We start from the raw sequence: 23,649 nt of genomic DNA, 5'->3' as shown, positions 1-23,649 counted from the left end.
TCTAATTAGGCGACCAGAGGAACTGCTGGTCTGTTTGATAAATCTCTGCATTTAGCAGTTTTCAATGTTGCCAAAACAAAAGTTAAGAAGATGTTCCTTTTCTCCATGTCGCTTTCTTTGGCGTAATTTACAAGGTTATTCCACACAAGATAGTTGTTCAGATACTTGGTAGAAACACCGTTAAAGCCACGCATAAACCTCTTTAGCTGGCTATGGTAGCTATTGATATGTTGGATATTATAAATGCCTTTCTTGGCTTTGCCAGTCTTTAACTGCACAAGGTCAATGCCATTGGCATTTGTAAATCTCACATAGGAGTTCATCTTGTCCGTAACAAGAGTGGAATTGGTCTTAATCCTACCATCATAAATATGATGTAAATCTCTTGTAGAAACTCTACCAGTATTCGTAATCTTGGAGATAGACAAGCCATTCCTATTAACCGCACAAGGAACACATACCTTTTCTTGGGACAAGCCTCTGATATGTGTAGAATGACCACGCTTATGAGCCTTGCGTGGCATAGCAAATGTCTTACTCTTGCTATGATTGCCCTTGTACGAGATGGCGAAAAAAGTTTCGTCAGCCTCAATAATGCCGTCAAGGGTAACATCGTCTGCCATATTCTGAAGTGCATCCAAAATCTTGTGTCTCCAAAGGAATGCGGTGTTTCTGTGAATCCCACAAGCAACAGCAGTCTTACGAATGGATAAGCCATTCATCATACAATCAATGTACTGCTCCCACACGGACAAGTCTTTTCTTGTACCAGACACAATGGAGTTCGTAGCAATCACGAAGGACTTGCCACAATCCTTACATACATATCGCTGTGTGCCATCTTTACGATGACCATTGCGAACCACATGGATACAGCCACAAAGAGGGCATACACGACCATTTGCAAAGCGTTCCTTTGCTACGAAATCTTCAATATTCAAAGACTTTACAAAGGCAGGACTTAAAAGCATTGTTTTAAGGCTTTCCTGCTCTGCGACAGTCAACTTACCGATAATATCTAATGCGTCTTTGATAGTAGGCATATCCAATTACCTCCTTCGGTGGTACTGTTTCTTACTATTATTATACGCTATTTCTCGTCAAAAATTAACCATTTGTTGTGACAGAGCCAATTTTATTAATCTCATCAATTAATTTTACTTTCAATTCTTGTAATTTTTCGTTACCAGGTCTTACATTTTCATCATACATTTCATCAAAAGGTAACCACCAAACAGGCCCTTTCCCATTATGCCCATATTTACCTAAATCGGCATTTTTGCGTGGAAAGAGATGCCAATGAACATGACTTTCACCATTACCTAATAACTCAATATTCATTTTATCAGCTTGGAACGCTTGTGAGACCGCCTGGGAAACCAAACTCATTTCATCTAAAAATTTCAATTTATATTCGTGTGGTAATTCATGTAATTCGTTGACGTGTCGCTTACACAAAAATAGTGTATAACCTTCAAAATATTGATGATCCCCAATCACTACATATCCTGTGGTCATTTCTTTTACAAAATACGGATTCTTGTTTTCAGTAATTTCTCTGATTCTCTCACAAATTAAACACATAATACTTTTCCTTCAACATGTATATCAATTTTTTCTTCTCTGCTATTCACTTTTTGTTCTTCTATTACTAACTTAGCTAAATCAAGATGAGAATAAGTAAAATAGCCAGTATCTTCATCAGATAATAATTCAGCTGTAATGGATTGATAGAATAAATCCATGGCATCCATATAACTAATATTTAAACGACGCATAATTTCACCAATTGTTAAACGAACCAAGGCAACGTTGTCTCTCAAGTAATCATTCTGACAAATATCACTTTGAAGAATGATTTCACCAACTTCTTTTAGTAGTACTTCCTTACTCAAAGTATGTTGTACATCATAGAATTCATCGTTAAAGGCAAGTAGCCCACTATCATTTAGTGTTCTATATCCTTTTTTTAAATCATCAGCAAAATAATGATTACTTACAATATTAATTAGGTAAACAAGATAATCCATTTTTCTCATTATATAAATCTCCATATTTCAGCTATTTATGTTTCGTTTAGCCGCAATTCCAGATATTTTTCTTTTGGCAATAATGCGCCTGAGACTTGTACGACTTCCCCAGCAACTCGATTGGCTAATTGTAGACTCTCACTGAGATTATGATCTGCTAATAATCCAGCTAGCATCCCCGCTACATGACTATCCCCAGCCCCGACAGTATCTTTGACCTCAACTTTTTCAGAAAGACATTCTGCCCATTCACCATCATAGGCAAGCACACCTTTAGAGCCTAATGTAACAACGACTGGTGCATTCGTTTGGGCATACAGATATTCAATCGCAGCGGATAATTCCTGTTGACCGCTCATCAAATAGACTTCTTGTTCATTTAAGTGTAGCAATGGTTGATAAGATAACAATTGTGCAATTCGTTCTGAGGGGATTTCACAAACTCTTGGTCCAGGACAAAAAACAATTGTACCTTTAAAATCAGCGAGTGCATCAACTAATTCTTCGCCAGTTTCTTCCTCCACTTCTAATCCGCAAAGATAGAGATAGGCATAATCATTTAAGTCAAAGTTTTCTAACCAAGATCTTTGGAAGCTATATTCAACGCCATGATAAGAAAGAAAAGTTCGTTCACCATCTGCTTCGATAAAACAATAGCAACACCCATTTTCACCCTCAACACGAAATATAGGTAATTGTAATTTAGCCAACTCACTGGCAACAAAATCACCATACATTCCTTGGCCAACGGGAGATAAAAAATCAAAATCCGCACCTAATCCCTTTAGAGTTGCGGCTACATTTAATGCACAACCACCAATTTGCATTTTTTGGTTACTAATATGTGCATCCCCTTCACGTCTAGGTAACACATCCGTATAAATTAAACAATCACAAACTGAAGAACCAATCACTAAGCATTTGCTCATTACCAACCCTCATTTTCGTATATTCTACAAAAATTATAGGTTTTTCTTTCGTACAAATCAACAAAACAACAATAGTATAGTGTCATTTTCTATTTATTGTTCGTATTTAAGATGTATCACGTAAAGTTTGTTAACGATTAAGTGCTAATTGCATCATGATAAAGTCCATATACTCATTACCTAGTTTAAAAAATTTAGGTAGCTTTCCAATTTTCTTAAATCCAAATTTTTCATATAAATGAATAGCTGCCTTATTTTCACAGGCAACTTCTAATTCTACTAATTCAATTTGTTTTTGTTGCTCTAGATACTCAATCATTGAAGCAAGTAGTTGTTTACCAATACCTTTGTTTTGATAATCAGCTAATACACTTATTCCTATTTTGGCACGATGCGACATCTTATTTCTAGAATCCACCCGATAATTGGCAATACCAACAATATTTCCATTAACTTTATAACAAAAATATTTAATATTCGGATTGGATAACTGAGAAAGAAGTACTTTAGAAAAGGCATCTAAACTAACTTTTAACCCATCTGAATCAAAGGTTAGATACTGCGTCTGTGTAGATATCGTATTTAAATAATCATAAATTTTAGGAATATCCTCTTCATTTGCAAAAACGATAGACATACGCTCACCTACAATCTCACTACTCGCCATTGTCCAACACGTTCATACCCTAGACTCTCATATATTCTCGCTGCAACCGGATTTTCATAAAAGAGACAAGGTCCCTTTCCTTCAGCGAGTAAATCTGCAGTTAGTTTGGCTACCGTTTGGCGCGCATATCCAAGACTTCTAAAAGACTCTAACGAAGCAACGCCGACTAACATTGCTAAACCAGGACATTCGGCTGTACTTCTAGCAATCGAAACAATTTTCCCATCTACTCTGACACCATAGACACGATCTAGTTTTTTCGCTAGACTTTCTTGGATTTCATCAGGTTTCGCTGAAAAATTTTTAAAAACACTTTTAAAAACCTCTGAAATTTCTTGCGCATCTTCAGGGCCAAACGATTCAACTAATGTCATCTCAGGTGCATTTTTTAGTTCTTTGCATTGCGAGAAGTAACATAATACATTCTCTCTTGCAGTAAAGTCATATTTTGCCACCAAACTCGCTTCCCCATTAATATGTGTAATCTGGTGACGTTCAACTAACTCTGCGACAAATTCAGGATAAATCCTACCTTCATAGCTTTGCACCAAAATACTGTTGCGATAACGTAAAACCAAACCATGAATACCTTGATAATCTTCATCGATATATAAGTCTTGAATGTCCGAATCAAAACCGTAATTATACAAGTCACCGATAATAAATAAATTCAACACGGGATTTTGATAAAGGTAATTGGTCAATCGTTTCCGGTCTTGTTCACTACATTTTTTCAACATCCGCACCACTCCTTTTTCATTTCGTACATTATAACAAAAAAAGAGCATCTTGTAAGCAATTTTCACAAGATACTCGATAAATTTTATAACAATTGTGCAAATAAACGTAAGAATAATTCTTTCAATGACAAATGAGCTTTACTTCCCTTTTGATATTCTTGCGTCACTTCACGACATTCTTCAAAAGTAGCGTCGAAATCTGCTTTAATATCAAGCACTGACTGCGTGTCAACCATAAAACAGCCATTTTCAAAATGATGATACAAACTACGATAATCTAAATTAATCGTCCCACAAGTTGCCATCACATCATCAACCACACTCATTTTCGCATGACAGAAACCTGGCGTCCATTCATAAATACGAACCCCATGCTTAACCAAATCAGGATAGAAGGAACGCGTCACCCCATAAACCATCTTTTTATCCGGAATTCCTGGGGTAATAATTCGCACATCTACGCCCCGTTTTGCAGCAAGAGCAATCGCATGCACCATTTCATCCGTTAATATCAAATAAGGCGTCATAAAGTAACAATATTTTTCCGCCTTATTGGCCATACTGATATACACTTCTTCTCCGACACGTTCACTAGACATTGGAATAAAGGCATAAGGTTGGACATAGCCAGTCTCACTTGCTTCATAGCTATCCACAGGTAAAAAGCGCATAAAGTTCTCATCGTGTTTATCCGTTTCTTTGACGGCATTCCACATTTCTAAAAAGGCAATCGTTAAGGAACGCACAGCAGGACCTTCCAGCCGAATTCCCGTATCCTTCCACATGCCATAAGGGTGCGTTACATTGAAATATTCATTGGCCAAATTATAGCCACCAGTAAAGCCAACTTCGCCATCAATGACCGTAATTTTGCGATGATCACGGTTATTCAAAAACACATTTAGCCCAGGCATAAACGGATTAAACACGCGACAAGCAATTCCTAGTCCTTCCATCTTTTGCACAAAATCCGTATTGATAAAGCCAATCGAACCCATATCATCATAGAATACGCGAACTTCGAGCCCTTCATTGACTTTTTCAACTAAGATTTCCTCAATTCGTTGCCAGGATTCTTTATCTTCAATCGCATGATATTCCATAAAAATAAAATGTTTGGCTTGCTTTAAAGCTTCAAGTTGTGCTTCTAATCCTTTGACCGCTTCGTTATAATATGTCACATCCGTATTTTGATAGAGTGGATATTTCGCATAAGTCTGCAAATAATGAGAAATACTCGCGGCTTTGGGCTGTGTTTGCTTTAACTTTTCGATTAAATCAGACGAATCAGGTAATAGCGGTAATAGTACCTCGTCAATTGCCTGATATCGGGCGCGCATCTTTCTAGTCCCTTTATTCAAACCTACTAAAAGATAAATCGTCACACCGACAATTGGGAATAACATAATTAGTATAATCCACGGCATCTTCATCGTCGCAGTCTTGTCTTCGCTATAAATATAGAGCACTAAAATTGCTGCAAGTGTACGCGTTAATAAGTTCAACCATTCGGCATAATCATTTAGTGAAGTAAATAAAAGAACAATCAGCGTCACTTCGAGCAAAATGGAAAGCACTACGAAAATCAATCGTTTCACACCATTTTTGGTTTTCTGACGGCTTTCCAAAGTAGTCTGCTCATTCATCCTAACCACTTCCTTCAATTTTCTAAATAAATTATAACACACATTTAGCCCATGTGAAATTAGTGCGGAAAGCTTTTCGGATATAGACATACAAATTCTTCGCATACAACAAGCATCTCAGGTGAAAATTTTATCCCCATTTCATGACATACAGATTGGAAAAATGCTTCATGCACCACTTGCCAATAGTGAAGCGACAAATCTCCTTCGCCTTCTTTTTTCGCAAACTCAGCAGTAATTTCATTAAATGGATATAGGTATACCTGCTTGGTCTGAGTAATGCAAACGGGCTGTTCCTGACTATCCAAAATCATATTGTACGCACCAACTTGAGGTAACGGTTCATTTTCAAACTCATAAGCCAAATAAAGCGAGGAGGTTGCAGTCTTTTTTCCTGATAATACTAACTGTGCTAATTCATCTTCATCTACCCCAAATGCATAAGCCGCATAACTGTCTGTCTCAATTGCATATTCCTTTTTAAATCCTTGCCAAAACTCTGATATTTTCATGTTGCTCACCTCACAACATTAATACTATAACTAAATATTAATTAGAATAACAAATAATTCTATCTACTTTAACACTTTTATTGTCACTTAGACGTATTATTGGATTATCACTCATTCCTAACACATGCATAATGGCTCGATTTATCAAATATCGTGCTTTATCGGATTTTGATTTCAATTCTGTACATCCATCAAAAATTATTTCTTCTATCGGAACTTTAATCACACAACAATAAAATTTTGACCTTTCATAATATTCATTTTGAAGTTTAATATTAAAAAACTTTTCAAGATCACGAATTATTTCTGGAGATCTTTCCAAATTATTGTAGTACATACTCTGATTATTTTGGATATCTTCCAAAAAAGTAAAACCATTTATACAAAAATCCTTTTCTAATCTATTAAATAAGTAGTACCATTCTCCGTTATATTTATTATGTTTGATGTTAATGTGCTCGTTCTTATAATACAATTCTATTTTACTATCTTCGCCTTTTAAAAATTTAATATCATATTTCTTTAAAAAATTAGTCATCTCATTTTCTTCAACCAATAGTCTGTTGAGCGGATATAAATGATTAGGTTCCTGAAGTTGTCTACTAAGATGATATAAATATACCTCACTAATAAATTCCACATTTAAATGATTATCTATAATGCTGTCTACTATTTCATAATGCCTATCAGTAATATTTTTTTTACCTAAATTATTATCTATAAATGTTTTTTCGACTGTAGTAATAACTTCGATTTCCTTTTGATAAAGAAGCATATTTATATCCTCTTTAATTGTTTCATCTGAATCTGTTCTAATAATCAATGTAATTCTCCTAGTCAAACTAAGCCAATCTAAAACTTACACCATTCAATTGCATCGAAAATATCCTCTATCTGAAATAAAATATGCACGATCAGCTAATTCTACTAACTTTTTCTTATCAATAACCAAATTAATTGGCTTTTCAACGAGTCTCAAAGTGTAAGTATAATGCAGAAAGTCTATGCCCTCTTCATCTTCATGAGCATAATTATTCCCACTAAATCGATAAACTTCTCTCATCTGTTTCGCTCTATCTACCAATACTTCTTTTGTCAAACCAAGTGAAGCTAGGTAAGCTAATAACTTTTTCTTGCTCAACAATATAGCTTCAACAATTGTAAAATCCTTCGAAGTCAATTTTGCAAGGTCTACTTGTATATTTTGTCCAGTCTTCTTATCTTTTTCACACCTAGCATTTGGCCAAATCAACATATAATATTCTGTTTTTAACCCATCTTTAACAAACCAACCATCTTTAACTTTTCCATCTTTTTCGAAACTCAATTCAAAAGCAAAAGTCTGTAAATTATTATTGGTATAATACAATGCGGATTTTTCATCAATGATAATTTCACGATTATCATCTGATCGAATAATAACATCAATACCTTCATATTGTAATTTCAAATCAGTTTCTCGTTCAAAAGTTAAATACGGAGCCTTATCTTCACACAGTCGAGAATAATAATTTTCATCCATAAAAATACCTAATTCATGTTCTGCACGAGTATCTTTTCTAAAATTAGACTTTTTAACAATTTCATTATAATCTACCATATGAATCACTCCATTCTCATATTTTTATAGTAAATCTTTTATTTGTTCAAAAACATAATCATTATTTAACCAAAAACACTGCTTCGTCATCCAATCATTGGCAAAATTAGCCGGTTTGTTCGTCCAAATCGCTGGAGTAGGCAGCTGATTAGCGTTTTTATCATTGGCAATATAGCTTGATTTACTTGCATGTGGACGAACATGAATAATACGCTTATCAGACTTACCGATAAAATTATTTGTTACACGTTTACCGTCATAATGTAACTGAACACCAAATTTGATTGTATCCACGGTTTGCTGCCAAGCTAGGCGCACAATATTTTCCAAATCGCTTTCAGGCATGGACCAGAACTTCGCACCTTTAAAAACATATTCACCACTATCTTGCTCTTCAAAAACCACAAAGAAGAATTTTGCTGAGTCTAACAAATCTCTTAACGTTGATTCTTCCCAATCCTCTTGTATCAACTCTTTAAAATCAAACGTTGGAAAACTCATACTTTCTTTAATACTATGATTTTTTTGTACACGAATCGTCTTCACTTGAATATTTGCTTTAAAGAATTCCTCCGTCTTCTCTAAATCTTTTTGAATTCCTAACATCCGACTTGCAAGCATCGCATTAATAGCTTTCGGATAATTTCCTTTTGCATCTTTCTCAATTCCAAATTGATTTGCTAATTCTGAAACAGTCTTCCCTACATATGGTTTCAAACTATCGATAATATAATTTTCTAAAGAAGTGTTTTGTAAAATACTAATATCTTTGACAATACTTTCACCTGTATAATATGGAGCACGCCATTCAAAAACTTCACCATCAGCAAAAGGCTTTACCCGTATATGAGGGTCTTCATTTTCACCAAAGATAAATTCTCTTAGCAAATATGTCATATATCCACTTTTTAATGAATAAGCACGTTGCTTGGCCATCGGAGCATTTAAACTCTCATGCTGTGCGCGAACGGATTTACTACTTGCCCCTTTTGTACAAGCGCTTAAATACATGGTTATACCTTCAGATAACTCATGGGCACGCCCTGTCTTGATATAATCATGAATTTTTTCCCAGTCTTGCTTGATAATTAATAAGTCTTTTTCTGGGTATGTAAACAACACAGATTTTAGCAATTCATAATCTTGCCATTTCTTACCTGGCACATGTTCATAAAAACCTAATTCCATCAATTGGTTCTTTTTCCAAAATGAACTAGTTGGAAATGTTTTATCAAATTCTTTTTCATAATTGATAATATTCAATACTAGACGCTCTTTTGCGGAAATGCCATTCTTTGTATGCTTGACTGGTGTAGCTTTTAGTTCAACACCAGCTTCAGACAAGTCAGCCCCAGCAATACTATTTTTATCCACTCCGAACCAAGATTCCCAAGCATCCCCAACTTTTGATTTCTTTCCTGATGCTTTTTCGTCCATGCTCGCTACTAACTCCCCCATCGTCATACCAACAGCTTCACATCCGCGATTATGTACTTGTTCTTTTGTTCTATACTCTACACTCATTTTGATTACCCCTAAATATTACTAATTCTATTTTATCAAGTAATATACTATTGTGCCATATCTTTTACTTGATCAATTTGACATTTTCGTGTATAATTTTTTTATCTGAATAAAATGAAATCGAGGTAAAAAATTGGATTCACTAAAAATATTTTCTATGTTTGATGGCGTTGGAGGTTTTATCGTTGGACTAAATAATTCCAATAAAGACTTCTTTCAAACAACTTATTCTAATCAATACGAACCATCTCGCAAATCTCAAGACGCTTTTGAAGTAGGTGTTTATCGATTTCCTGAGATGGAGCATATCAATACAGATGTCGAATTAATTCCAAATGAAAAATTCGATGAAATGAAAGAAAATGGCGTGAATATGATTGTCGGTGGCTTTCCTTGTCAAGATTATTCTGTTGCCCGTTCAAAGAAAAACGAACTTGGTATTGAAGGAAAAAAAGGCGTACTTTTCTGGCAAATTATTCGTGCAACTACGCATATCAAACCTAAATATTTGATTTTAGAAAATGTAGATAGATTATTAAAATCACCGTCTAAACAACGTGGTCGTGATTTCGCCATTATGCTCTCAGCTTTTAACCAATTAGGCTACTCTGTTGAATGGCGTGTTATCGATGCTTCACAATACGGACGTGCACAAAGAAGACGACGCGTATTTTTCTTTGTATATCGTAATGACACAGCTTTTGCCAAAAAAATCGACCAAAAATTTGAAACAGCCGAATCTGATTTATTTTTTGATGAACATTTGTATGACGAATACATTTTTAAGGATGGTTTATTTGCTCGACAATTCCCTATTGAACAAATTCCGGTGAAAAACAGATTTGCTTCCTATGAATTAGATGAAGACGTTGTCGAAATTTCTGAAAACTTTAGTGGTACTGTTTGGAATACTGGCATTATGCGACATGGTAGATATTTCACGATTGATACCGTACCTACACAAGATGAAAAACCAACAACATTGGGTGAAATCGTTCAAAGCGAAGAAGAAGTTGATGAAAAATACTATTTAACAGATAAAGATAAACTTGAAAAATTCCAATATTTACGTGGTCCAAAAAAATTAGAGAGAACTACAGCAGACGGACACAAGTGGATATACAGTGAAGGTGGCATGTCCCCTTTTGATGATTTGTCTTTACCAGCAAGAACAATGTTAACAAGCGAAGGATCTGTAAATCGCTCTACTCACTTGCTAAAAATCAATGAACGTTATCGATTATTGACTCCAATCGAAGCAGAACGACTACAAGATTTTCCTGATGATTGGACAAAATACAAAAAAGCAGCAGACGGAACTATCTCTGAGGTTTCCGACCGCATGCGTATGTTCTTTATGGGAAATGCTTTGGTTACCGGAATTGTAAAAAGAATTGGCGATGAATTGTACAAGATTGAACATGAAGATTAGAAAATAAAATAAAAAATTAATATTTGGTCCCTCTCAATTGTTTTTTCTTTTAAATGCTGCTAAAATAAAAACATTGGAGGGCTTTTTTATGGTACTTAGAGTCATAGAGACTTTTTCTGGTATTGGTGCACAAGCAAAAGCACTAAGCAGAATCAAAGATGAAATTTCAGATTTCGACTATGAAATTGTTGCTACATGTGAATGGGAGATTGGTGCAATGTATGCATATGATTTAATCCATCACGGAAAACAAAATCTAGAACAATATAAGAACTATTCAAAAGATGAATTATTTCAACAGTTAAAGAAATATAATATTAGTTCTGACGGAAAGGAACCTATAACTGAATCTGCATTAAAGAGAATGACGATTGATCAAATGAAAGCAATATTACATTCGATTGAGCGAAACAAGAACTTAGTTGATATACAAAATGTACATGCTCAAGATTTACCTGATGCTGATTTACTTACCTATTCTTTTCCATGCCAAGATTTATCAATTAGTAGCTTTTGGTGGAACAATACCTCTGGAATAGATCCAGAAGCAAATAATAGATCAAGTCTATTATGGGAGATTGGACGTATTTTAAAGGAATATAAAGAAATAAATAAACCTCTGCCAAAGTTTTTACTAATGGAAAATGTAACCCAAATTGAAAGCCCTATGCACGTAGATAATTTCAAAAAATGGCAATCTTTGTTACATGATATTGGATATGAGATAAATAAAGTTTTTCAATTGAACGCTCGAGACTTTGGTATACCTCAGAATAGAGTCAGAACATATATGTTAAGTGTTTTAAATAATAGTTATAATGAAAAAATTCTTAATATGCTTGAAAAAGTAGATTATAATTATGGCTTTTTTCAACCTGAAAATTATCCAAAACTGGACAATTTTTTAAGATTGGATTATTCAAACCCAACATATCTGAAAGAAGCTATTGAAAGTATTCCAAACTACACTCCATCAAGAATTTCAATTCACAATAACGCTGTCATTTTAGCTGAAGGGCAACAAGTAAACGATGTAATTGCAAAAACTATTACTACAAAGCAAGATAGAAATCCTACGGCTGGGGTTATTATTCACCAACTCCCATTACAAAATAAATCACTTGCGCCTTACAGAAATTTGACACCTAGAGAAACATTTTTATTAATGGGATTCGATGAAGATGATTTTCAATTTGTAAAAGATCAAAATATACAAATCTCTAAAAACAGAAAATTTATCAGTCATGCCAAATTTTTAAAACTAGCTGGAAATAGTATTGTTGTAAATGTATTAGAAGAAATTTTCAAAACAGTTAACGAAATCGATAAGACTTATTTTAGTGATAATAAGAATATTCTGTATTTCACCTCTGAACATCCGTATTACGCATAAAAAAAATAGCGCTTTTTGCGCTATTTTTTTTTATGCATAAACATACCCTTCTTTTATTAATCTATTATAAATCGAAACTATATCTTTATATTGACTATCTTTAAGAGTAACTCGTCCAGACAGAACTTTACTAGCTAAATCTAATAGTTTTTCATCGCTATATGATAGATATGACAGTTGAACTCCCCACACCTTCATTTTTTCCCATAAATCACTAGGTTGATTAAAAACAAAATTCATAGCATCAACCGTAGCTTCAGTAACATCATTTTTCTTATGCTTTGTAGGTTCGATTAATGAATCTTCAAACTCGTTTAAAATTGTCCAATTCAGTTTCTTAGCAAAATTCCAACAAGTTTCTTTTTTTGCCCATTCAGTAACATTTAAAGTAGTTCTTTCTTCATAGCTCAAAAGATTATCATAAACTTCTTTTGAGGTTACTTTTATTTGATTAATTAGTTCAGTAGGGATTGATTGTTTATTCCAGATAGATTTTAAATCAATTTCTTTCTTATTTTTTTTAGCATACCAATTAAGAATGGCAATAGTATATGCGACAATATTCGCTCGATATGCTTTTATTTCAAGATACCACTCTTGTCGTGAAACTAATTTCTCTGTTTCTTTAAAAAGGATAGCTTTTGAAACGATATCTTTAAAAAATTGTTCATTTATTTCAGAAGAATTTTCCTCCCATAATCCATTTTTATTTCCATCACCTTGAATTAATTTTGAAAATTCTCTCATAACTTTTTGGGCACCTTTACTTGTTTCATGAGGATAACCTTCAAAAGTCATATAATATTTTGCTAAATCTGTTTTCTTTATCACCTGATTTTTCGGATTCTTTTGTTTGAATTCCTTTTCTTTTGCTTTTGTTAACTTTAGGAATGATACTTCATATTGACCCCTAGCCCTTTCGTAAAACCAACAAGTTTGATATTGATTACCATTGATTGAAGGTGCAAGAACTCTTCTAGATAAATCTTCAATTTTAATATGAAATGGATGATTAGAAAAGAAGTCGGCTTCATCAACTTTATTTTGTGAATTTGAAGCTCGTGAAATTTCAGGAACTAATTTTTCAGATACATCTTTATCCTTTATTACAGATAATTTCATCATAACCTGTATTCTAGATAAATCAGCTTTTGACTTAATTTTTGCATTTGCTAATGAAGCAGTAGTTTGCCCGCCATTTACAATCTGTAAATTATCAATTTGCTTAATCCAAATACCGTTTTCCCGATTTTCAAATACTAACCCGTCACTTGTAATAGTTACACCATTATTTAGCATAAAAAATTTATCTGGTGAAGTTAATATCGTCTGTCTAATCCCTTTATTTACTTTACCTCTAACACTTAAAAACGACCTAACATTTGCCTCTAAAATCCTATTGCCATATTCTATATACATCTCTGAAAGTACATCACCTGGGATTGAAGCCAAATAACTTTCATATTCTCCGTCTTTTTGTGCACATCTAATACCAAAAATACCATCATATCCAAAGTCTGAGAAAGATATGTTTACGGGTTCCTTCTCAAAACCTTGCTTAGCAATATCAAACAAGCGATTTGCGTCATACACAGAATATTCGACTGGAATATTAAAGATTTCTTCACGTTGTTGATTTTTAAACCGCTGAGATAGCATTTTATTTGTCAATATGAATAATCTGATTCTTTTTAAATCATAATCTGTATCTAGATTACTTTTATTTTTGTATAATCTTTCAATTTCACTTGCTGCTTCATAACCATAACTACTTGGTTCCCAAACTAAATATTTTTTCTCAATACTACAATATACAAATTCTTCCAATTTTTTTATTAATTTTTCAAGCATTGCATTTGTTAGATTTGAATCAAGGTCCTCTAAATCATCAACAATAAATAAGTTATATGAACCATCACTATCTTCGTATCCATATCCATTAAATTCAATTGTTCGATTTTGACGACCTTTATTTTTAAAATAATGTATATTAATCTCCGATACGATATCTGATTCTTTAAGCCTTTCTACAACATCAGTAACAAAAGCTTCTTCTTTACTAATCATCAGTGTATCTGCTTGTACCTGTAAATCATTCAAATAGTTCTCCATATATTCTTTAATATCCATACCTAGAACTCATCCTCTACTTTGAAAATTTCAATACTATCAAGATAAATACTATATTTTACTTCATTAATTCCTTTTGGTATAACATTTGAATCTATTTGAGGGAATCTACTATCAACAAGATAAAAATTTGTCTTTTTGAACAAATATCTATACTTATTCAAAACATGAGAAGAATCACTTATAAAATCAAGATTACTAACTATGTTATAAACCTTTACCTGTATTGCAGTTTTTAGACTTTCAGTAATATTTAAATCTTCCAAAAAGTATCGCATTAGATAAAAAAGATTTATTCCTTTTTCATTTATCTCGCTTGTTTTTTCCAAGAATGATACGACTAGGAAACCATCCATATCAGAAACTAATTGATCAATTGAAGAAATTCTTACAGATTTTTTTCCAACGCTAATCGCTTTTGCTTCAAACCAAACACCTGAAGATAATGCAAAATCTTTTTTTGTCATGTTTGTTCCTATCCAACCGTTAATAGAGTCTTCAATGCCGTATTTAGGGATTAAATAGTTTTTTAGTATAAACAATTCATTAATTAAACCTTTCACTTCTTTTTCGGAAATAGTGGTTCTTCTTTTCATAAACATTTTTTGCCAATAAATATACCTATTATAAATATTTATCGGGAGTACATCATTATTTATATCCACTAAACTTTCCAAATCTATTGCAAAAGAAATAAAAATAGAAATTAATGAGTCATCCAGTAATCTGTAAACTGTGGCAAATTTATCACCATTTTCAATATAAAGTACTTCAATTAAATGAGTACTTTTAGCATCACAATCATAATATTTTCCCTCAACAGAAAGGGAATATTTTCCATTATATATACCAGCAAAAATAGAAACATTTTTCCCATGTTTCTGAGGTAAAAATTTATTTGATTGATGATATTCTTTCGATTTCATCCTATTAAAAGTTGATTGGTATTCAGAAAATCTACTTTCAAAGCCCATTACTCATCACCCTCAGTTTCAAGCGATTCAATATCTTGATAAACATTATTTACTATATATTCAATAGACTTACTTTGACCAATACCTAAATCAGGAATTGATAATGATAAAAGTAATATCGGGTCAGTATCAATTAATGTATTTGTTTGATGCACTTTTGGAGAGATTGCATACACCATCAATAATGGTTTCCGATTTAATTCACTCCATAAATATTTCTTTTGAGCATTTTTATCCCCAAAATATGTCGAAATTTTATCAATTTGCTCTCTGGATAAACCATATTTTCCATCATCAGGATTTCCTAAACGAGATTTATTTAGTCTGTAAATTTGTTTCACTTCATCCATAACGTGGACAGCCAAAGTCCTACTATTTCCTTGGATATTTCCAGAAAAAGATATTTCTTTACCATTATTTCTTCCATCTTTAACAAGAGCAAAAGCAACATCCCATTTTTGAAGAGATTTGTGATTATTTCCTCTTAACCAGTCAATTATTAATTTTGAATCAAATAGCGAGCTAGGTAACGACTTAAATTCACTAATTAAGTCAATTATTTCTAACTTATCAATATCTCTTAGTCCAATCGAATCATCTCTAGTGTATAATAAATCATCCGATAATTTATCTATATGTTTTTCAACAAAACTATCAATCAGTCTTTTATTACTTAAATTCATCTCTTTATTAAGCGAAAACTTTCTCATAGATATTATTTCATTGTTATAATTCACTTTTGCAGTTATACTATCACTTGCTTTCATTTTGTTTCTAGCAGTTACCATTAATCCCGCTTGGCCACTGCGCACCCTTATACCAAAATCTAATGGAGTTAAATTCTTCTTAAGATTCATCTCTAAATCTTCCTTCAACTCTTCTGTTGCTAGAGAAATGAATTTAAAATCCTCAACCACTTTCTCTGTCATAAAAATTTTACATAAATCAGCATAATTTTCCCTATATCCAAACCATCTTCCCATTTGTAATAAAGAGTCGTACATCACTGAATTTCTATAATAAAAGCTAATCATTAACCCTTCCAATGTAATACCTCTCGAAAGAGAGAAGCCTCCAATTACAATTGCTCTAACACCTTCTTTAGAATTTGCATAATCTAAATCTTTATTGTTGGCATTCGCAATGTATACTTCAATATTTTTTACTGATTTATACATATTTGTTAATATGTCATTAAAATCATAACTCTCCTTTAGTGAATCATAATAAGCATAATAGCTGTCACGCAATGATTTAAGAGTCTCGTAGGATAAAGCTTCTTTTAATGGTAAATTTGCATACATTCTAATTTCCTTAATCATCTCGGTTACTCTTTCAATAACCGCATCTTTAATTCTCTGATGAACATTCTGGAATCTACTTATATTAATCATCATTGTACGATGTTTACTGTTATCTTCACGGAAATCTCTTATTACATTACCAATAAAAAATAAATTAATTGCTTCTTGAAGTACAGGAGGAATTTTATCAAATCTTGTTTCTTTTTTATGTTTTAAAGGTAAGAATAGCTCCATTTCATTCTCATCTATGATTTCAATCATGTCAGAATAATTTTCTTCTTCATCATCATACGAATCAGAAAAGATAGAATGAATTCCTATATAATTAGATGGTTGTCCAAGAACATAAATATAGTCTTTTGGAAATAAATCCTGACCAAACATTTCATCCTCAGTATTGGGATTGATAAATACATTTGCAAATGGTGTAGCTGTAAAACCAATATAACTGCTTTTCGTGAACAATTCTAATATTTCTCGAATTCTTCTATTAATTATCGTTGGAGACTCACCTTCTGCTTCATCTTTTGTATTAACACTCGCAAAATCAGCTTCATCATCAATTAGCAACAATGAGTAATCAATATAATCTTTATTTATATCTTTTGAATAGTCATCTAACCACGATTTAATATTTTTTAAGGAAGATGTATTCTTCTTTGTTACAATTATTATAGGGGCAGTAGTTGAGCCGACTGACGTTTGGAACCCAGTACTAGTATTTTTATTAAAATCTTGTTCAATGCTTGTCAAATATACTGGATGTTGATCTTTCGAATATGAATTAATATTTATGGAGTTCACACCGTCTTTAGAATTAGCTTTTCCCATTCCTTCATATATTCGTTTTTGAGTTTGTTCACGTAATGTGTTAGTTGTTCCTGTAAGTACAATAATTATTTTGTATTTCATATCTGCTGCAAGATTCATAAGGCCTATATAATTCGCAGTTTTTCCAGATTGAACATCACCAACAACTAGCCCTTTTCTTCTAAAATTATTTCCTGTTGGATCCCCTAATAAATCAATAATTTTAAATAAATTTTTCCGCATATCTTGAATCACACTCGGTGAAAAATTTTTACACTTTCTTAGGTATTTTATATATCTGTCCCATCTTGTAACATCATTAATTTTACCATATGCTTCTTCAAACCAAGGCTCATGTTGACTAGAACCAGTCACAACAAAGCTATCACTATATGATATCGAGAGTCTATCTCTCAACTTATCTTGTATAAAGCCTATCTCTTCTTTTGAAAAATCCGAATACATCGGAATATGAAATAAATCTTGTATCACTTTATCTAATTGCTTCTCAGTATAATTATTCTCATGAATATAATCATTCGCTAAATTGATAAATTGTTGTACCTTCTCATTTTTTGTCAATTTTTACTCCCCCATTTGATTTACTAAATAATCAAACACTTTCTTATTACTATTATAAATCTCCTCTAGCAATAATGTTTTAGCTAACTTTTTCAATGATTGGTTACTAGATGCAGTAAAATTACTAAATATATCCATTACTTCATTTAGCAATTGTTCATCATCAATATTTGTTTGCTCGTAACCACTGCTAACCTGTGAATATATATTATTATACGGAATTGTCTCCACAACAGAATTTGAATACAATTTAAATAATTTCTTTTGATTCTCATCTAATGAATTATAAAACAAATTATACAGTTCGTTATCCTTATTTAGTTCAAATCTGAATTCGTCTTCTCTGTCTTTTATTACGAGCCACGTTGGATTTTTCTTAGAAATCTCTTTTTTACCCCGAAAATTATTTACTCGTTTTGAACTATCTACTCCATCGTGAATAACTGATAATATATTTTTTTTAATTTTAGAAGGGATTCTAGCTTTACTTTTTTTAACATCTAATTCCCATAAATAATCCAAAGTATTAGGAATATCTACTTGAATTCGAGTATTTTTTGTCAATTCTGATTTACTATATAAACCTAAATAATCTCCCCAGACGATTAATCTTTTATTTCTATATAAATATATTCCTTGAAGCTCATACTGCTTATCACCAATACCTGCTTTTTTTCTCTCTTCTAAATTTAGAGTTGAAAAAAACGGCAAGACATAAGGATATAAATTTAATGCTACACCATCCAACTTAACTTTTTTCGATTGTAATTGTTGAGTTCTTGGATTGTTTCTTAAAAATGGATCTTTAGGCTCAATTTCAGTATAATTAATGCTAAGTTTAAAATCATGATCTTCCAGAAACCTGTGAAAAACTAATGATATATGATTTGCTGCATCATCCATTAATCTTGTAAGTTCATCACCCATTTTATGTGATCCTGCTTCAATTCTATCAAAATCTTCCCACTGAACTATTGTGCCAGATTGATATTCATAAAGTTGTCCTATATTAGGAATATTATTTATTTGAGTTTCAGTAAGCTTTTTTATCATAAAATGATTTATTTTTCGAACATAATCAAGATCCCACATAAATCCATTAACAACATCATTTTTCTTTGAAATGACAGTTAATTTTTTACACTGAGAAAAACTTGCAGACTTTAACCCTAAGCCAAACCTCCCTAAATCATCAATTGCTCGAGTATTTTGCGGATCCTTACTTCCTAATCGCATAGCTTCAATTAATTCAGACTCATTCATTCCATTTCCATCATCAACTATTTGAACATAGTAATTTTCATCTTTTTGTCTCATATATATTGATATGTCTGTTGCTTTTGCACTTATGGAATTATCTATTATATCAGCAATTGCATCTTTAAATGTATACCCTATACTCCTCATACTTTCAATTAATATTGCAGCATTTGGTAAAACTTCAACAGTATTATTTTCCAATTTAAACCTCCGAACAATACTTAATATTTTTATTATAGCAAAATCTATTCAATTTATTAGTTCAATTATTATTAGATTATATAGAACTCTTCCCCTAGCAACTTCATCTCATCGTTATTCATATACTGCTGGTACAACTCAGTAATTTCCTCAAGGCTCAATTCTGGTCGTTCCATCTTGATAATCGCTTGAATCAAATCTGCATAATTGGTTTCACTATATTCATTTATTTTATTCATTATCTTTGCATTCATTCAGATCATCCTTTCATCGCTTCATTCAGCATCGCCATATACGATACTCTATCCTGATGGTCGCTCAATCCGGATACTTGACCATCGCCAGCTTCAATGACTATCCACGTGCCATCAGCCAACTCGGCATAGTCCACAGTATAAAATGGACTTGGTAAATGTTGGTATTTTTCAATTAATTCTCTAGGTGGCTGTGTAGTAAACTCATCATTTGCTACTGATTCAGTAATACTAATGATATTCCCATTCGCATAAAATACTCGATATTCATTATGGCGGCCATTTAATGTTTTTAACTCAACATACTCTTTGATACAGATTTCGCCTGTTAGTAAATCCCCACGATACCGATAAAAAATTTCAAGACACTCATCTAATTGTTGCTGAGAAATCACACTAGAGATACGGCTTGGTAATTCAGTTCCTTTTGCTGATTTTACATAGTCCTTAATCATAAATTCCGACATCTGAGAACGAATTTTTTCTATATCTACCTTAGTCCCTAATGGAAAGGGCAACATTTTGGGTGTATCTTCTATCAATTCTGGATAAATGTTTGGAAATAAATGAAATTGTTCGTACTGCTCAGGTGTAGTTAATAATTCAATCTGATATTTATCTCTTAATTGCGAATAAAAAGATTGGTATTGTTTTGGTGTCATCATCCAACCACGATAAATAGCACTACCAGGCGTAAAATTTACTTGATTCAAGATTAGTCGGTTTTATTCAAAAAATTTTTCATAATTAAAAATGAAAGCTTGAATTTCTGTCTGACAAGCTTGATATTCGCTAAAGTATTCTAGTTCAACTTGCTTACCATCAAAATAATCAGATGAGAAAATGATATAATCCATTATTCTTCCACCAATCCATATTGCTTATATAGTCCTATTATTCGCGTGTACATTAAGCGGTTGGCCATCAGTTGTCGATAAGTCGCGCTTTTTTCTTTGCCGGCTAATTTGAGCGCATCCATTTGTTGTTTTTCTTTTGCAGCTGTTGTCATGATTTCATTCAACATCGCTTCAAATTTTGTGAGTCGGTCCATTTTATTTTCCTCTTTTCACATGCCATTCTTCTTTGGTTAATCGGGTGAAATGCTCGGTACGGACTTCCTTTAGTAGAGGCACATCGACATTTTCGAGTGTATGGTGGTAGGTAAAGCCACATTTTTCTTGTGCGCGTTTGGATTGTTCATTTCCTTCATAGTAGCCACACCAAATCGCATTTAGTAGTAATTCTTCAAACCCAAAAGCCAACATCGCCTCGATTGCTTCTGGCATGAGTCCTTGTCCCCAAAACGGTACGCCTAACCAGTATCCTAACTCTTTTTCATGATTTTCAGGATGAATGTGTGGCGAATGCGAGTCATGAAATCCAATAGCACCAATCATTTCGCCGCTTTTTCTTAAACATACAGCAAAAGAATACGGATCACGCAGCACGGTCTGAATAATTTCTAAACTTTGGGCTTGGCTTTCATGTGGTGGCCAACCCGCTCGCGGTCCAACTTGTGGATCTTTGGCATATTGATATAGATTAGCTGCATCGCTATCTTCCCATGGTCTGAGTAGTAATCTTTCAGTCGTTATTTTCATGCAGTTACACCTCAATTAGTTCATTCATAATTGTTACTTTTAATTTATTTTATCAAGTTTGTAACGGTTACACAACAGTATTTATTAAAATATTATTATAATCAGCAAGCAAAAGAAAACCCACAACTCTACTTCAGAGTCATGGGCTATTTACTTCTGGTTTTCATATTTCCATTTTGATGCCTTATAAGTGTTTTAGTTCTATCTATCCACTTTTTTGTTCGCCGATACAATCAGCATCATGGGACGGCGCATTTCATCCTGCATCGTTGGAATATTCATCATGTTTTCCGGCGGCTGCGGCTCCACAATATGATTTATGATAAAACCATTTGAAAGCAGTGTATTTAGATATGTGGTCAGTGTTCTATGATATTTTGTAACCTTTTCTCCCAAAAACACAGCTGTCCGTTTGCCCTCATAATAATAATTATCCACCGGAAAATGCAGTATTTCTCCTTTTTCGTTATAATACCAGTCTTGTGTTCCATAGGAAGTAAAAACAGGATGTTCAACCGTAAAAACTAGCTTACCACCAGACTTCAGTATTCTATATATCTTTTTTACTAAAATCTCATAATCTGCTACATAGTGAAACGCAAGTGAACTTAATATTACATCAAAACTCTCCTCTGGGAATTCCACATCTTCTATAGCACAGCATTTATATTCAACCTGTGGAAAATGTGTTTTTTCTTTGGCTACCTCGAGCATTTTATGAGAAATATCAACACCTACAACAGAAGACGCTCCGTGTTCCATCGCATAAATACAGTGCCATCCATAGCCGCATCCTAAATCAAGCACACGCTTATCTTTAAAATCCGGCAGCAGCTTTCTCAATGTTTCCCATTCTCCTGCACCGGCTAGTCCCTGCTGTGAGCGACTCATTTGACTGTATTTTTGAAAAAATATATTATCATCATATTTGTTTTCTTTCATCTGAATTCCTCCTCGTTTAAATCACTCATTCAAATTGGGGTTGTATCTCGAATAACATTTTAACAAGTGGCATATAAATCTAAAACCAAAATCTAAAATATCTTTTTAATAATGAGTAGATATGTTTCAATATAAGAAATACGGACTTTCATGAGCTATTGCCTAATCTCAAAAAAGCCCGGAAATACGCCACTTTCTGGCACTTATTTATCTTTTCTTGACATCCACACCACGCACTCGACATGGCTCGGTTCTCCAACAAGTAACCTATTCAAGTTCAACAGCACCATTTATCCTTTCATACTCATCTACTGATAAAGCCTCTGCTGAATGATGTCCAGCAGCAATGTTTGTCAGTCCTGCATCACCAACTTAGTTGAATGCATTGATCAATGATGCCTCTGCAGCAAATGCCGCTTCTTCAGTTAAGTTTGAATTTATAATTATCTTTTCAACTTCAAGTCCGGCATTCTAATTTCTGCGATAGTCTTCAGTTTCAACTTCTCACTATCAGGACTGCCCAGGCTTTCTTTTTCATGTTCAAATACTCTGTTTTTTGTACCTTTTCCAATATAGAAGATTTGCTTTGTGCGTGGATCTATGAGTCCATACACATAATAATCTCTAAGTGAAAGAAGGCTCTTCTCTGAAAATCTATCCGTAGAACTCACCACCTATTCGTTGCTTGTTTTTATCAGTTCGCCATCCGGGAAGATGAAAGACTGCTCAAAGGTTACACCCATAACATCAGCTATCAACTTTAATTCCTCCAAGGTCAAAGTATCTCGTTTCAGTTTCCTGCCGAAGTTCTGTGGAGTCTGACCTATCCGTCTGGCAAGTTCCGAAAGACTAATATTCTTTTTATTACATAATTCTTTAATCATATCGGATGGCTTCATCATAATCCTCCATGTCTAAAACGCTCCTCAATTTAATATATTATAAACCATTTGGTTGATATTTTCGATACTAGCACAGTTCCACTCTGTAAATTTTCTATGAATGACAAAGGGGCTGACCCATTAGTCCCTTTTGAATCCAAAAATCGAAGGCACCCGTGAAAGATGCCTTCGATTTTTGGATTTTTTGGATGAAATATAGAGGATTTTCCCCCTATA

Annotated in this window: 24 protein-coding genes; 2 read left to right on the top strand and 22 right to left on the bottom strand. The window is 33.2% G+C overall.

Annotated features, from left to right (window positions below; translation table 11 throughout):
• Positions 1-5 precede the first annotated feature (5 nt).
• The 11 genes from ACTQZM_RS08820 to ACTQZM_RS08770 all read right to left on the bottom strand — a co-directional run bounded on the left by ACTQZM_RS08820 (position 6) and on the right by ACTQZM_RS08770 (position 9,648).
• Positions 6-1,043: an IS1595-like element ISSag10 family transposase gene (locus tag ACTQZM_RS08820; protein WP_002837184.1), complete on the bottom strand. Its 1,038-nt coding sequence runs from the start codon at positions 1,041-1,043 to the stop codon at positions 6-8.
• Between the two features lie 64 nt (positions 1,044-1,107).
• Positions 1,108-1,584, bottom strand: coding sequence for an HIT family protein (locus ACTQZM_RS08815; RefSeq protein WP_047339058.1), 477 nt, complete (start codon positions 1,582-1,584; stop codon positions 1,108-1,110).
• On the bottom strand, positions 1,575-2,039 hold the full coding sequence (locus ACTQZM_RS08810) for a DUF3791 domain-containing protein (RefSeq protein WP_016252078.1): 465 nt from the start codon (positions 2,037-2,039) through the stop codon (positions 1,575-1,577). Before ACTQZM_RS08810 ends, ACTQZM_RS08815 begins: the two co-directional genes overlap by 10 nt.
• Before the next feature lie 26 nt (positions 2,040-2,065).
• Complete coding sequence (locus ACTQZM_RS08805) at positions 2,066-2,959, bottom strand: PfkB family carbohydrate kinase (RefSeq protein ID WP_441653527.1); 894 nt, start codon at positions 2,957-2,959, stop codon at positions 2,066-2,068.
• Positions 2,960-3,089: 130 nt separating this feature from the next.
• Positions 3,090-3,596 (bottom strand): GNAT family N-acetyltransferase, encoded by a 507-nt coding sequence (locus tag ACTQZM_RS08800; RefSeq protein ID WP_441653526.1) that lies wholly within the window; start codon positions 3,594-3,596, stop codon positions 3,090-3,092.
• 8 nt (positions 3,597-3,604) lie between these two features.
• A complete protein-coding gene (locus ACTQZM_RS08795) occupies positions 3,605-4,366 on the bottom strand; it encodes a GNAT family N-acetyltransferase (RefSeq protein WP_441653525.1) in 762 nt (253 codons plus the stop codon).
• 83 nt (positions 4,367-4,449) lie between these two features.
• Positions 4,450-6,012 carry a cardiolipin synthase gene (gene cls, locus ACTQZM_RS08790; RefSeq protein WP_441653524.1) on the bottom strand — a complete coding sequence of 521 codons (1,563 nt, stop codon included), beginning with the start codon at positions 6,010-6,012 and terminating at the stop codon, positions 4,450-4,452.
• 59 nt (positions 6,013-6,071) lie between these two features.
• Positions 6,072-6,524 carry an ASCH domain-containing protein gene (locus tag ACTQZM_RS08785; RefSeq protein WP_441653523.1) on the bottom strand — a complete coding sequence of 151 codons (453 nt, stop codon included), beginning with the start codon at positions 6,522-6,524 and terminating at the stop codon, positions 6,072-6,074.
• A gap of 37 nt (positions 6,525-6,561) precedes the next feature.
• Positions 6,562-7,347: a hypothetical protein gene (locus tag ACTQZM_RS08780; protein WP_441653522.1), complete on the bottom strand. Its 786-nt coding sequence runs from the start codon at positions 7,345-7,347 to the stop codon at positions 6,562-6,564.
• Positions 7,348-7,392: 45 nt separating this feature from the next.
• Complete coding sequence (locus tag ACTQZM_RS08775) at positions 7,393-8,124, bottom strand: hypothetical protein (RefSeq protein WP_441653521.1); 732 nt, start codon at positions 8,122-8,124, stop codon at positions 7,393-7,395.
• A gap of 24 nt (positions 8,125-8,148) precedes the next feature.
• The gene (locus tag ACTQZM_RS08770) at positions 8,149-9,648 is read right to left on the bottom strand and encodes a MutH/Sau3AI family endonuclease (RefSeq protein ID WP_441653520.1); all 1,500 of its coding nucleotides are present in this window, start codon (positions 9,646-9,648) and stop codon (positions 8,149-8,151) included.
• A 157-nt stretch (positions 9,649-9,805) separates the two neighbouring features.
• Between ACTQZM_RS08770 and dcm the strand changes: the two genes are divergently transcribed.
• Together dcm and ACTQZM_RS08760 are read left to right on the top strand one after the other, a co-directional pair.
• Complete coding sequence (dcm, locus tag ACTQZM_RS08765) at positions 9,806-11,080, top strand: DNA (cytosine-5-)-methyltransferase (RefSeq protein WP_441653532.1); 1,275 nt, start codon at positions 9,806-9,808, stop codon at positions 11,078-11,080.
• An 88-nt stretch (positions 11,081-11,168) separates the two neighbouring features.
• Positions 11,169-12,473, top strand: a complete 1,305-nt coding sequence (locus tag ACTQZM_RS08760) for a DNA cytosine methyltransferase (protein WP_441653519.1) — start codon at positions 11,169-11,171, stop codon at positions 12,471-12,473.
• 30 nt (positions 12,474-12,503) lie between these two features.
• Here ACTQZM_RS08760 and ACTQZM_RS08755 read toward each other — a convergent pair whose 3' ends face one another.
• From ACTQZM_RS08755 to ACTQZM_RS08705, 11 genes are all read right to left on the bottom strand, one after another.
• Positions 12,504-14,603, bottom strand: coding sequence for an AIPR family protein (locus tag ACTQZM_RS08755; RefSeq protein ID WP_441653518.1), 2,100 nt, complete (start codon positions 14,601-14,603; stop codon positions 12,504-12,506).
• Between the two features lie 2 nt (positions 14,604-14,605).
• Positions 14,606-15,577: a PD-(D/E)XK motif protein gene (locus tag ACTQZM_RS08750; protein ID WP_441653517.1), complete on the bottom strand. Its 972-nt coding sequence runs from the start codon at positions 15,575-15,577 to the stop codon at positions 14,606-14,608.
• Positions 15,577-18,273, bottom strand: coding sequence for a Z1 domain-containing protein (locus ACTQZM_RS08745; protein ID WP_441653516.1), 2,697 nt, complete (start codon positions 18,271-18,273; stop codon positions 15,577-15,579). Before ACTQZM_RS08745 ends, ACTQZM_RS08750 begins: the two co-directional genes overlap by 1 nt.
• A 3-nt stretch (positions 18,274-18,276) precedes the next feature.
• Complete coding sequence (locus ACTQZM_RS08740) at positions 18,277-19,734, bottom strand: ATP-binding protein (protein ID WP_441653515.1); 1,458 nt, start codon at positions 19,732-19,734, stop codon at positions 18,277-18,279.
• A 71-nt stretch (positions 19,735-19,805) separates the two neighbouring features.
• Entirely contained in the window at positions 19,806-19,988 is a 183-nt protein-coding gene (locus ACTQZM_RS08735) for a hypothetical protein (protein ID WP_441653514.1), read from the bottom strand.
• A 5-nt stretch (positions 19,989-19,993) separates the two neighbouring features.
• The gene (locus ACTQZM_RS08730) at positions 19,994-20,701 is read right to left on the bottom strand and encodes an ATP-grasp domain-containing protein (RefSeq protein ID WP_441653513.1); all 708 of its coding nucleotides are present in this window, start codon (positions 20,699-20,701) and stop codon (positions 19,994-19,996) included.
• Positions 20,702-20,713: 12 nt separating this feature from the next.
• A complete protein-coding gene (locus ACTQZM_RS08725) occupies positions 20,714-20,845 on the bottom strand; it encodes a hypothetical protein (RefSeq protein ID WP_441653512.1) in 132 nt (43 codons plus the stop codon).
• Positions 20,845-21,039: a hypothetical protein gene (locus tag ACTQZM_RS08720; protein ID WP_191465167.1), complete on the bottom strand. Its 195-nt coding sequence runs from the start codon at positions 21,037-21,039 to the stop codon at positions 20,845-20,847. Before ACTQZM_RS08720 ends, ACTQZM_RS08725 begins: the two co-directional genes overlap by 1 nt.
• A 1-nt stretch (position 21,040) precedes the next feature.
• Positions 21,041-21,589: a GNAT family N-acetyltransferase gene (locus ACTQZM_RS08715; RefSeq protein ID WP_441653511.1), complete on the bottom strand. Its 549-nt coding sequence runs from the start codon at positions 21,587-21,589 to the stop codon at positions 21,041-21,043.
• Between the two features lie 201 nt (positions 21,590-21,790).
• Positions 21,791-22,531 carry a class I SAM-dependent methyltransferase gene (locus tag ACTQZM_RS08710; protein ID WP_441653510.1) on the bottom strand — a complete coding sequence of 247 codons (741 nt, stop codon included), beginning with the start codon at positions 22,529-22,531 and terminating at the stop codon, positions 21,791-21,793.
• Between the two features lie 674 nt (positions 22,532-23,205).
• The gene (locus ACTQZM_RS08705) at positions 23,206-23,430 is read right to left on the bottom strand and encodes a helix-turn-helix domain-containing protein (RefSeq protein WP_441653509.1); all 225 of its coding nucleotides are present in this window, start codon (positions 23,428-23,430) and stop codon (positions 23,206-23,208) included.
• Positions 23,431-23,649 lie beyond the last annotated feature (219 nt).

It is taken from the genome of Enterococcus cecorum, from assembly GCF_052119425.1.
Classification (GTDB): domain Bacteria; phylum Bacillota; class Bacilli; order Lactobacillales; family Enterococcaceae; genus Enterococcus_E; species Enterococcus_E cecorum_C.
Note: the sequence above shows the minus strand (reverse complement) of the source record. Positions and strands in the feature narration are given on the sequence as shown.